We start from the raw sequence: 11,652 nt of genomic DNA on the forward strand, positions 1-11,652 counted from the left end.
GTCGGGCGCGTCGGCGGCGTCGCCGCCCCGCCCGTACAGCTCGACCAGGTCCCGCAGCATCGCACGGCGTGCGTCGCTCAGGGCGTCCCACGTCACCCGCCAGCCCCAGTTCCCCGCCGCCGCGCCGGGCGTGTTCATGCGCGCTTCGCTCCCGAGCTCCAGGACGTCCTGCATCGGCACGACGGCGAGGTCCGCGACGCTGGCGAACGCCGCGCGCCGCAACGCCGCGACGGCGTCCGCGTCGCTGCAGGCGAGGTAGCGCCGCACCCGGTCGCGCTCGGGGTCGGGGGCGGCGTCGAACCACCCGCGGGTCGTGTCGTTGTCGTGCGTCCCGGTGTACACGACGGCGTTGCGCACGTGCTCGTGAGGGAGGTAGGGGTCGCGGGCGTTCCCCCCGAAGGCGAACTGCAGGACCTTCATGCCGGGGAAGCCGTTCGCGTCGCGCAGCGCCTCGACGTCGGGCGTGACGATGCCGAGGTCCTCCGCGAGGATGGGGAGGGGCCCGAGCGCCTCGCGGGCGGCGTCGAACAGCGCCTGGCCGGGGCCCTCCACCCAGCGTCCGGATTCGGCGGTGGGGGCGTCGGCGGGGATCTCCCAGTGCGCCGCGAACCCGCGGAAGTGATCGATGCGGACGGCGTCGAGGTGCGCGAACGCCGCGCGAAGCCGGTCGATCCACCAGCCGTACCCGTCCGCCGCGAGCACGTCCCAACGGTAGAGGGGGTTGCCCCAGCGTTGCCCGGTCGCACTGAAGTAGTCGGGGGGCACGCCCGCGACGACGCGGGGCGTCCCGTCCGGCGCGAGGTCGAAGATCGCGCGGTGCGTCCAGACGTCGGCGGAGTCGTAGGCGACGAAGATCGGGAGGTCCCCGATGATCGCGACGTCCCGCGCCTGGGCGTGCGCGCGGAGGTCGTGCCACTGCCGCCAGAACCAGGCCTGCAACGCAACGTGGTGGTCGACGGCGCCGGCGTGGGTCCGGCGGGCCGCCGCCAGCGCGTCCGCGTCGCGGTCGCGGAGCGGCGCCGGCCACTCCGCCCAGCTCGCGCCGCCGTGCGCGTCCTTGAGGGCGCGGAAGAGGGCGTAGTCCTCGATCCAGTCGGCCTGGTCGGCGCGGAAACGCTCGACCTCGGCCCGCGCGCCCGCGAAGGCGGGCTCCTGCAGGCGAGCGGTGGCGGCGGCGAGCGCCGCGCCCTTGCGCGTCAGGACGGCGCCGTAGTCCACGTCCGGGCCCGCGTCGGGGGGCGGCTCCGCGGCGGCGAGCTCCGCGTCGTCGAGGAGGCCGTCGCGCGCCAGGCGCCGCAGCGAGATCAGCAGGGGGTTGCCGGCGAACGCGCTGAACGCCTGGTAGGGGCTGTCGCCGTAGCCGGTCGGCCCGAGCGGGAGGATCTGCCAGGCGCGGAGGCCGGCGTCGGCGAGCCAATCGACGAAGGCGTGCGCGTCGTCGCCGAGCGACCCGACGCCGTGCGGGCCGGGCAACGACGTCGGGTGCAGCAGCAGGCCGGCGCGGCGGCTCACGCCGGTCCCCGTCGGGGCGTCACTTCTCGAACGGCTTCCCGACCGCGCCGGGGGGCACCGCCCGCCCGACGAAGCCGGCGAGGACGAGCATCGTGAGGATGAAGGGGATCGCCTGGACGAGCGCGGGCGGCAACAGGTTGCCGCCCCCGAGGAGCGTCCCGACCGCCTCGAACGTCCCGAACAGCAGCGTCGCGCCGAGCGCCCCGAACGGCGTCCACTTGCCGAAGATCAACGCCGCGAGCGCGATGAACCCGCGCCCGCCGGCCATCTCCGCGACGAACTGGTTGAGGTTCCCGATCGACAGGAACGCGCCGCCCAAGCCCGCCAGGACGCCGGAGAGGACGACGCCGTAGTAGCGCATCCGGCGGACGTCGATGCCGACGCTGTCGGCGGCCTCGGGGTGCTCCCCGACCGAACGGAGCCGGAGGCCGAACGGCGTGCGGAACAACACCCACCAGGCGGTCGGGACGAGCAGGAAGGCGATGTAGACGAGCGGGCTGAACTGGACCGGCCCGACGCCCCACGACGGCAGCGTGTTCTGCACGCGTTCGCTGGTGGTGGAGTTGTCGTAGAGGCCGGTCAGCAGCACCGCGGGGATGCCGATCGCCATGAGGTTGATGGCGGTGGCGCTGATGATCTGGTCCGCCTTGTAGCGGATCGAGACGACGGCGTGAATCCAGCCGACGAAGCCGCCGACCCCCATCGCGGCGAGCACCCCGAGCCAGGGCGCGAACCAGACGACGGCGTTCGGGTCCTGCGCGACGTAGGGCCGCTCGACGAGCTGCGCGGTGATGGCCGCGCCGAGCGCACCGAAGACCATGATGCCCTCGAGCGCGATGTTGACGACGCCGCTCCGCTCGCTGAACAGCCCCCCGAGCGACGCGAACAGCAGGGGCGTCGTCGCCCGGATGGCGGACGCGGCGATCGCAGCGATCAGCACCCAATCCACGTCAGGCCTCCCCGTCCGACGCGTCGGTGGGCTCGGTGGCGGCGTCGCTCGCGGCGGCGGCGAGGACGGCGTCCGCCTCGTCCGCTTCGCCGCGACGACGGCGCCAGGCGGCGCGCTGGATCGGGTCGCTGAAGCGTTCGGGCAGGAACCCGCGGGCGGCGATGAACAGCACCACGAGCGCGAGGATCATGTTGACGACGTCGCGGGTGAGGTCGGCGAAGGCGATCGAGAGGGTCGACCCGCCGTTCTTGAGGACCCCGAACAGGAACGCCGCGAGGACGATGCCGACCGGGTTGTTCCCCCCGAGCAGCGCGACGGCGATGCCGTCGAACCCGTCGTTGGTCGGCAGCGACTGCCGCAACGCGTAGTCCTCGAGCGCCCCCCCGAGGACGTAGTGCGTGGCGGTCAGGCCCGCGAACGCGCCGCTCATCGCCATCGCGACGACGGTGCTGCGGGCGATCGACGCGCCGCCGTACTCGGCCGCCTTCGGGGCGTCCCCGACGGCGCGCAGCTCGTAGCCCCACTTCGTGCGGAACAGGAAGATCTGCATGAACACCGCCGCACCGATCGCGATCACGAACCCCGCGTTGAGGTTGCTGGGGGGTACCTCGAACGGCGTCGCGCGCCAGCCGAGGGCCGCCCCGACCCCGTACGTCGCGGCGGCGGCGACGCCCGCCGCCAGCCAACGGCGGGGCCAGGTCGCCCACCCGAACCGGCCCCCGAGGGCCGCGGAGAGCGCGAGGACGGCGAGGGTGGCGGCGAGCGCCGCCCAGGCGGCGGCGTCGACGGTCGTCTCGGTCGACCCGACCATCGTCGCGGGGTCCACGCCGAACAGGGCGGGCAACTGCGGCAACCGGGCGGTCTCCTGCAGCGGCACGGACTTCGGGTCCGACCCCTCGACCTTGAACGGCAGGTTCAGCGTGACGGGGCCGTCCCCCGCGCGGGGGAGGCCCGCCACCACCATCACGCCGAGCAACGCGACCGCCACGAGCGCCGCGCTGCGGCGGGGGCTACGGCCGGCGAGCCGGCGGACGGGGCGCGCGAGCGCCGCGAGGATCATCACGCCGGCGGCGATGCCGAGCGCCGTCAGGATCCGGAGGGCGGCGGCGGCGAACACCGGGCTGGAGCTCAGGACGAACAACAACAGCGAACTGGCGACGAAGTTCAACAGGATCGTGTTGATGACCTCGTTCGCGCCGAAGCGGGCCTTGAGGAACCCGGGCAGGGCCCCCCACAGCCCCCCGCCGAGCGCGGCGGCGGCGACGGAGGCGGGCAGGACGAACCACCCGGGGCCGGGGAGGTAGACGCCGGCGAACATCGCGAACAACCCCCCGAGGACCATTTGGCCGGGCGCGCCGATGTTGAACAGGCCGGCCTTGAAGCCGAACCCCACGCCGAGCCCCGTGAAGATCAACGGCGTCGCGAACTTCAGGGCCTCCGCGAACCCCTCGAACGTCCCGAGCGAGCCCGCGAACAGCGTGTAGTAGGCGTACCAGAGGGTGTCGAGGCGGCCGGCGAGGTAGGTGCGCCACCCGTCGATCACGACCTCCCGCCCGATCGGCGTGGGTTGCAGCGCCAGGATCACGACGGCGGCGGCGGCCAACGCCAAGAAGATGGCGGTCGCGGGGACGGCGGCGACGTCGATGACGCGGCGCACCCCCCGATCGGCGGCGGGGTGCAGGCGCGCCCCGAGCGCCAGCGCGAAGGCGCCCGACAGGATCGCGAGGAAGGCGGTGAGGCCCGGCGCCACGCCGCCGTACGGCAGCGTGCGGATGCGGACCCCGACCTGGAGCGCTTCGAGCCGGGACGTCTCGACCGGTTGCGTATCGAAGCGCGCCAACAACGATTCGAGGCCCTCGACGTCGGTCCGTCCTCCGGGGTCGGCCAGCGCCGCCTCGAGGGTGCTGCGCACCGTGTCGCGTTGCGCGGTCTCGTAGGCGCCGGCGTGCCGGTCGAGCCCCACGAACGTCGTCGCCACGAGCACGACGCCGGACGCCAACCACACGGCGCGGTGGGCGCGGCCCGGCGTCGCGGCGCCGGCCGCCAGGCCGACCGCCCCCAACAGCGTCAGGACGAGGACGGCGCCCTGGCCGGGCACGTCGACCGGGTCGGTGCGCCCGGTCAGGTCGACGACGCGGTCGGGCAGCAGGGTGAACGCCGCGCGGGACCCCGCTTCGCGCTCGAAGCTCGCCCACGGCGCGAAGGCGACCGCGAGGAGGGTGAGCAGCGCGAGGGCGGCGACGGTGATGCGTTCGGACACGCGGGGATGATACCGGACGTCGCCCCTCCACCCGCCGGACGCGACGTGCGGACCGCGACCCGCCGGACGGCCGCACCGAGAGCGGTTCAGCGCACGCGCACCCACCCGGTCCGGATCCACGCCGCGAGCGCCGCGCGGCGCACCGCACCGGGGGACGCCGTCGCCGCGTCGGGCGGGACGTCGGCGCGGGCCAGGCGGTGCCCGGCCCGGGTGACGGCGCGCCGTTGGCGCGCCTCGAGCGCCGCGAGGCGCGCCCGGTAGCGTTCGACGTCGTCCGGATCGACCGGCGTCCGGCGTCCGTCCTCGACGTCGACCCACTCGACCGCGTCGGGGGTGGGGTCGCGCTCCGCGGGCGCCAACGTCCGCACCAGCCCGAGGTGCGCGCCGCGTGAGCGCACCACGCCGAGCAGCGGCGTCACGGGGCCGGGATCGAGGCCGTCGCTGAGCACCAGCACCTGCTCGGTCCGCCCGCGCCGAGGGACGCGGGCGAGGCGGCGCGCGAGCCGACCGAACGGCCCCGCCGTGCCCACGTCCTCGTCCCCGTCACCGGCCGCGTCGCGCCCCGCGTCGTGGGCCTCGGCGGGCGTGCGGGCGGCGAGGGCGTCCAGGAAGCGAGCCACGGCGGCGTCCCCGCCGCGGCCGGGGGTGGCGTCGACCGCCGGGCCGGACGCCCGCACGAACGTGAGGCGCCCCTCGTCGCGGGCGGCGGGGCGCAGGACCCACGCGAGCGCCGCCAGCCACGCCGGTTTGCCGTGGAGCGCCATCCCGGCGTCGTCGTCGAACAGCACCAGGACGTCCGCGGCGCGCTCCGCGTGGTAGGTCCGCGTCGTGAGGCGTCGCGTCCGGGCGTACGCCCGCCAGTCGACGTGCCGCGGTTCGTCGCCGGGCTGGTAGGGGCGCGCGTCGAGGAACTCGAGCGACCCGCCGGCCGCGAGCGCGGTCCGTTCCCCGACGCGCGCGCCGCGGGCGGGGGTCACGAGGGCGTAGCGCGCCAGCTCCGCGGGGGTGGGTCCGGGGTCGCTCACCCGCCGGGCGCGACCTCGGGCACCCGCCCCAGCAGGTCGCGGACGAGGTCGTCGACGTCGCGCCCCTCGACCTCCGCTTCGAACGACGGCAGGAGGCGGTGCCGCAACGCCGGCAGCGCCGCGCGCTTCAGGTCGGCGTAGCGGACGTGGGGGCGGCCCTCCAACAGCGCGTAGCCCTTGCCGGCCAGGACGAGCGCCTGCGCGCCGCGCGGGCTCGCGCCGAGCCGGACGCCGGGCAGGGCGTGGCTGGCGTCGACGAGCCGCGCGGCGTAGTCCAGGCCGGCCCGCGCGATCGGGACCGCCCGGAGGCGGGCCTGCAGGATCGCGAGGTCGTCGTGCGCCAGGACGGCGGTGGGCGGCGCCTCGGGGTCGCCGGTCGTCGCGTCGAGCACCGCGACGAGGGTGTCGGGGTCGGGCCGGGGCACGATCAGTTTGAACAGGAACCGGTCGAGCTGCGCTTCGGGCAGCGGGTAGGTGCCCTCCATCTCGACGGCGTTCTGGGTCGCGAGGACGAGGAACGGCTCCGGCAGTGCGTGCCGTTCGCCGGAGGCGGTGACGGCGTGCTCCTGCATCGCTTCGAGCAACGCCGACTGCGTCTTGGGGGTCGCGCGGTTGATCTCGTCGGCGAGGAGGACGTTGCAGAAGATGGGGCCCGGCCGGAACTCGAAGCGGCCGCCGCCGTCCTCGAGGAAGACGCTGCTCCCGGTCACGTCGGCGGGCATGAGGTCGGGGGTGAACTGCACGCGCCCGAAGCGCAGGTCGGTCGCGTCGGCGAAGGCCCGCACGAGGCGGGTCTTGCCGAGGCCGGGGGCGCCCTCGACCAGCACGTGCCCGCCGGCGAGGGCGGCGACGATCAGGTCGTCGACCAGGGCCTCCTGCCCGAGGACCGCGTCGCGGAGGGCGCGGCGGAGCGTCTGCACGGCGGCCGGGGGGGCGTCGTCGGGGGTGGTCTCGGCCGCGGAGGCTTGCGTGGGTTCGCTCACGCCGCCCAGGATACTCGCCGTCGGGCGTACACTCGGACGCATGGAACTCGCCTACGGCCGCGTCCACCTGCGGCCCCTCTCCGCGCTCCGGCGGGACGACTGGCGGCGGGTGCACGCGCACTTTCGCGATCCGGAGATCGCGCACCTCAACGGGACGCCCCCGAACCGCATGCCGCTCTGGTTGTTGCGGCGCGTCCTGCGGGCGGACGCCAACCGCAGCGACCGGGCGACGTTCGGGATCTTCGACGAGCGCGACGCCTACGTGGGGACGGCGGAGCTGTACGACCTGCGGCCCGACCGGGCGACGCTCGGCATCATCATCGGGGAACGCAGCCACTGGAACCGCGGGTACGGGCCCGAGGCGATGCGCGCGCTACTGGGGTACGCCTTCGACGAGGTCGGGCTCGAGGAGGTGCGCCTCACGACGTTCGCGGACAACCCCCGCGCGCAGGCGGCGTTCAAGAAGGTCGGCTTCCGGGAGGTCGACCGCCTCCCGGCCGCCGGCGGTCGGACGGACGTGGTGATGACGCTTCGGCGGGAGGCGTGGCGGGCGGGGTCGCCTCCGCCCGCTCCGCGCGCCGTCGCCGCGCTTGACACCGCCCCCGCCGACGAGTAGCATCACGACTTGCTGACGTTGGGTCGTTAGCTCAGTTGGCAGAGCAGCTGACTTTTAATCAGCGGGTCGTAGGTTCGAGCCCTACACGACCCACCAGCTCGGCCCCTTCGACTAGCGGTTAGGTCACCACCCTTTCAAGGTGGCGGCACGAGTTCGAATCTCGTAGGGGTCACCAAATGCGAGGAGGCACACGCCTCCTCGCTTCTTTCATGGGGGCCGCACGCGGGTCTCGCCTCGCGCGGGCGCTCGTATCGACCGTGGACGCGACGCGCCCCCCGGCCCCTCGCCCCCACGCCGCGCGCTCGAGCCTCGCGCCCAAGCGGCGCGCACCACCGTGACGTCGGGACCGCGAAGCCAGGGTCGCCCCATCCCGAGCCTCGGGCGGCGCACCTTTCCCCGCCCGCCGCCGTTGGTATCGTGGTAGGCGCGATGCGTGCCTTCGCCGCGCGGCCTCGGGCGCTTAGCTCAGCGGTAGAGCGGCCGCCTTACAAGCGGTAGGTCGGCGGTTCGATCCCGTCAGCGCCCACCAGCCCGGCCCGACGCCCCGCGCCCCCGGCGCGGGGCGTCACTGCACCAAACGCACCCGCATGCGCCACACCGCGAACGCCAACAACGCCGACCCGAACGTCAGAAGGTAGGCGACGTCGAAGGGCAGCGAGGCGGCGTCGCCGCCCATCACGCCGCGCATCAACTGCACGCTGCGGTAGAGCGGCGTGACCTCCGCCACGGCGGCGAGGGCTGGCGGGAAGCGTTCGGCGACGGGAAAGAAGATGTCGCTGAACAAAAACGACGGCGTGAGGAACAGCGTGAAGTAGTAGCTGAACAGGTCGATGGTCGGCACGACCGACGTGAAGGCGAGCCCGAGCGAGGCGAACGCGAAGCCCACCAGCGCGATCGCGCCGAGCGCCGCCAGCAGGCGCGCGTCGAACGCCGTCCCGAAGGCGATCGTCACGAGCAGGAACACCCCGCCGTAGATCAGGGCGCGCGTCACCGCCCACGCCGCCTCCCCCAGCGTGACGTCCTCGATGCCGACCGGCGTCGCGATCGTCGCGTCGTAGATCCGCCCGAAGTGCAGCTTGACGAACACGTTGTACGTCGTTTCGAACGACGCGCCGTTCATCGCCGCCGCCGCGATGAGGCCCGGAATGATGAAGCCGAGGTAGTCGCCCTCGAACGCCCCGCCCGTGCTCACGTAGAAGCCGAGCCCCACCCCGAGGCCCAGCAGGTAGAAGACCGGCTCGAAGAAGTTCGGAAGCAGCCCGTAGTACCAGCGGTCGCGGTACACCCAGGCGTTGCGCAGCCACACCCGCGCGATGCTGGCCAGGTGCCCCGTCACTCGCGGAGCCCGTGGCCGGTGAGGCGGAGGAACAGGTCCTCGAGGTCGGCGGGGCGGACGAACGTCGCGTCGGGGTGCGCGCCGTCCGCCAGCACCTGCCGCAACGCCGCGGGTCCGTCGTCGACGAACACCGCGACGCGCCCCCCCGAACGCTGCAGCGGCTCGCCGACCGCGTCGGCCAGGCGCGCGAACGGCGCCTCCTCCCCCGCCGAGGGCCGCCCCTCGACGACGAACGGACGCAGGGCGTCGGCGATCAGCCCGCGCGGGGTGCCCTGCGCGACGATGCGCCCGCCGTCCATGATCAGGAGGCGGTCGGACAGGCGCTCCGCCTCGTCCATGTAGTGCGTACTCATCAGCAGCGTCGCGCCCCGCGCCTTCAGGTCCGCCAGCTTCTCCCACAACGCCAGGCGCACCTGCGGGTCCAGGCCGGTGGTGGGCTCGTCGAGGATCACCAGGTCGGGATCGCCGACCAGGCCCCGCGCGAGGGTGAGGCGCCGCTTCATGCCGCCCGAGAGGGCGCGCACGTTCACCGTGGCCTTCCCCTCGAGGTCGGCGAACGCCAACAGCTCGTCCGCTCGGCGGCGGGCGTCGGCGGGGGGGAGGCCGTGGTAGCGGCCGTACAGCCGCAGGTTGTCGCGGACGCTGAGCTCCTCGTCGAGGTTGTCGATCTGCGGCACCACCCCGAGCCGCCGCTTGATGGCCCGCGCGTCCCGCCCCGGCGTCAGGCCGAACATCGACAACCGCCCCGACGTGGGGGGCGTCACCTGGTAGAGCATCCGCATCGTCGTCGACTTCCCCGCCCCGTTCGGGCCGAGCAGGCCGAGCACCTCGCCGCGCTTCACCTCGAAATCGACGGCGTCCACCGCGGTGAACGACCCGTAGCGCTTCGTGAGGGCTTCGGCGACGACGACCGGGGGGTCGCCGCCGAGCGCGGCGGCGAGCGGCCCCGGGGTCGGGGCGTCGCCGGGGGATGCGGTGGGGGCGGGATGGGGGGACGTCGCGTCGGGCACGGGAACCTCCGTACGAACGCTACCCGCGATCCGCTTCGGCGTCCACCGGCGCGGAGGCGTCCCCCGCGTGCAGGTGGCCGGCGGCCGCCTCCATCGCGCCGGCCAGGTCGCCGCGCGCGACGTGCCGCGCGAGTTCCGGTCGGCCGGCGAGGCTCGCGAGGAAGGCGTGGTCGGCCTGCCCGATGCCGATCGGGATGAGCGTCACGCCCCGCGCGCGCGCGAGGCGCGCCGCCTCCATCGTGCGGGCGCGGTCGTTGGGGAGCCCGTCGGTGATCAACACGAGCACCCGCCGGCCCCGCCGGAAGCGCAGGCGCCGCAGCGCGGCGTGCAGGCCGGCCGCCATCGCGGTCCGCCCGTACGCGCGGAGGGCGTGCAGCCGCCGCCAGAACCGGTGGGCGTCCAGTCCGGCGCCGGCGACGACGTCGGCGCGACCGGCGAACGCGACCGCGCCGACCGCGTACTCCCGCTGCACCGCCTCGAGGAAGAACCGCAGGGCGCCCTGCCGCATCGCGTCCATCTTGCCGGGGTCCGCCATGCTGGTGGAGTGGTCGAGCACCAGGTACACCACGCCGCGCAGGCGCCGGCGTTTCGGGACGAGCGCGCCGGCGGCGCGCAGCAGGATCGGGGTGCGCCCGGAGGGCGCGTCGAGGGGTTCCGCGAGCGCCTCCCCGGGGGCGTCCGGGTCGGGCGGGGGGTCGGCCTCGGCCATCGGTCCGGAGGATACGCGCCGGCCGGCGCGACGCCCGTGTCCTCCGGGCCGCCCCCCGAGGGGGCGCGGTCGCTCAGGAGGCGGGTGCCGCCCGGCGGGCGCGGCGCAGGCGGGCGCCGTAGGCAAGCGCGCCCGCCAGCAGCAGGACCGAACCGACCGCGCCGGCGGCGCTCATGACGCCGAACCCGTAGGCGGCGAACACGACCCCGCCCAGCAGGCTGGCGGTGGCCGACACCGTCCCCATCGCGAAGTCGTTGAGGCCCTGCGTGGAGGTGGCCTCGCGGGCCGACAGGTGGTCGGCGAGGAGGGCGCTGCCCGCGACGTAGGCGAGGTTCCAGCCGTAGCCGAGCAGGAACAACGCGACGAAGATCGGGACGAACCCGGGCGAGAGGGGCGCCAGGACGGTCGAGAGGAGCAACACCGCCCCGCCGGCGAGGAGGACCGGGAGGCGGCCGAAGCGATCGACGAAGATGCCGGACAGGATCGAGAAGGCGAACATGCCGAGGGTGTGCCCGGAGATCACGAGCGAAATGAGCGACAGGGCGTGGTCGTGCCGGTCCATGTGCAGGCTGGTGATCGCCATCAGCATCACCATCACGCCCTGCGCCAGCACCAGCGTCGCGATCGCGGTCGCCACCCCCGGGTCGCGCAGCAGCCGCGCCAGCGGGCGGGCCGGGAGCGCGTCGCGGTCGGGGGGCGCGTCCGCGCCTCCGTCGGCCGTGCCGACGGCCGGCGCTTCGCGGCGCACGGCCAGGCGCGACGGTTCGGGCCGCAACAGTAGGTGGAACGAGGCGGCGGCCAGGATCAGGAAGATCGTGGCGGCGACGAACGGCCCCGTCAGGGTCCCGAGCCCCACCGCCGCGGACCACGCGCCGCTGGGCGCGACGACGGCGGGGCCGACGACCGACCCGACGGTGCCGCCCGTCACGACGATCGCGACGGCCCGCCCGCGCCGCGCGAACGGCACGATCTCCGCGGCGGTGAAGCGGGCGAGCCGCACCGCGGCGTTCCCCGTGCCGGCCAGCACGAGGGCCGGCAGCAGCCACGCGAAGGCGCCGGCCGCGACGGCGAGGGCGGCGGCGGCCATGCCGAGCGTCCCCAGGAGGGCGGCGACCGTCATGCCGCGGCGGCGTCCGAGGCGCCCCAGCATCCAGCCGACGAGGAGGGCGGTGCCCGCCCCCCCGAACTGGAAGGCGGCGGCGGGGGCGCCGGCGAGGGCGGCGCGGCCGGCGAGCTCCGCGCCGACGATGGC

The 11,652-nt window shown here is 74.9% G+C and carries 10 protein-coding genes and 3 tRNA genes; 4 read left to right on the top strand and 9 right to left on the bottom strand.

All coding sequences use genetic code 11. The features are described 5' to 3' along the window. The 5 genes from malQ to RI554_08080 all read right to left on the bottom strand — a co-directional run. Positions 1 to 1,512, bottom strand: a 1,512-nt coding sequence (gene malQ, locus RI554_08060; GenBank protein ID MDR9391969.1) for a 4-alpha-glucanotransferase, incomplete at its 3' end; no start/stop codon positions are given. A gap of 19 nt (positions 1,513 to 1,531) precedes the next feature. Further along, positions 1,532 to 2,461, bottom strand: coding sequence for an ABC transporter permease (locus RI554_08065; protein ID MDR9391970.1), 930 nt, complete (start codon positions 2,459 to 2,461; stop codon positions 1,532 to 1,534). 1 nt (position 2,462) lies between these two features. Next, complete coding sequence (locus tag RI554_08070; protein MDR9391971.1) at positions 2,463 to 4,721, bottom strand: ABC transporter permease; 2,259 nt, start codon at positions 4,719 to 4,721, stop codon at positions 2,463 to 2,465. A gap of 86 nt (positions 4,722 to 4,807) precedes the next feature. After that, positions 4,808 to 5,746 (bottom strand): DUF58 domain-containing protein, encoded by a 939-nt coding sequence (locus RI554_08075; GenBank protein ID MDR9391972.1) that lies wholly within the window; start codon positions 5,744 to 5,746, stop codon positions 4,808 to 4,810. Beyond that, the gene (locus RI554_08080; GenBank protein ID MDR9391973.1) at positions 5,743 to 6,729 is read right to left on the bottom strand and encodes a MoxR family ATPase; all 987 of its coding nucleotides are present in this window, start codon (positions 6,727 to 6,729) and stop codon (positions 5,743 to 5,745) included. The genes RI554_08075 and RI554_08080 overlap by 4 nt, the downstream gene beginning before the upstream one ends. Positions 6,730 to 6,769: 40 nt before the next feature. Here RI554_08080 and RI554_08085 point away from each other — a divergent pair, with 40 nt between their 5' ends. From RI554_08085 to RI554_08100, 4 genes are all read left to right on the top strand, one after another. Then, on the top strand, positions 6,770 to 7,345 hold the full coding sequence (locus RI554_08085; GenBank protein ID MDR9391974.1) for a GNAT family N-acetyltransferase: 576 nt from the start codon (positions 6,770 to 6,772) through the stop codon (positions 7,343 to 7,345). Between the two features lie 20 nt (positions 7,346 to 7,365). Beyond that, a tRNA-Lys gene (locus tag RI554_08090) sits at positions 7,366 to 7,441 on the top strand. A gap of 4 nt (positions 7,442 to 7,445) precedes the next feature. After that, a tRNA-Glu gene (locus RI554_08095) sits at positions 7,446 to 7,520 on the top strand. Between the two features lie 279 nt (positions 7,521 to 7,799). After that, positions 7,800 to 7,874 (top strand) — tRNA-Val (locus tag RI554_08100). A 36-nt stretch (positions 7,875 to 7,910) separates the two neighbouring features. Here the strand turns inward: RI554_08100 and RI554_08105 are convergent. The 4 genes from RI554_08105 to RI554_08120 all read right to left on the bottom strand — a co-directional run. Then, on the bottom strand, positions 7,911 to 8,681 hold the full coding sequence (locus RI554_08105) for an ABC transporter permease (GenBank protein MDR9391975.1): 771 nt from the start codon (positions 8,679 to 8,681) through the stop codon (positions 7,911 to 7,913). Further along, positions 8,678 to 9,691 (bottom strand): ABC transporter ATP-binding protein, encoded by a 1,014-nt coding sequence (locus tag RI554_08110; protein ID MDR9391976.1) that lies wholly within the window; start codon positions 9,689 to 9,691, stop codon positions 8,678 to 8,680. The genes RI554_08105 and RI554_08110 overlap by 4 nt, the downstream gene beginning before the upstream one ends. Positions 9,692 to 9,710: 19 nt before the next feature. After that, complete coding sequence (locus tag RI554_08115) at positions 9,711 to 10,400, bottom strand: vWA domain-containing protein (protein MDR9391977.1); 690 nt, start codon at positions 10,398 to 10,400, stop codon at positions 9,711 to 9,713. Positions 10,401 to 10,473: 73 nt separating this feature from the next. Continuing rightward, positions 10,474 to 11,652, bottom strand: a 1,179-nt coding sequence (locus tag RI554_08120) for an MFS transporter (GenBank protein MDR9391978.1), incomplete at its 5' end; no start/stop codon positions are given.

Source organism: Trueperaceae bacterium (assembly GCA_031581195.1).
Lineage (GTDB): Bacteria > Deinococcota > Deinococci > Deinococcales > Trueperaceae > SLSQ01.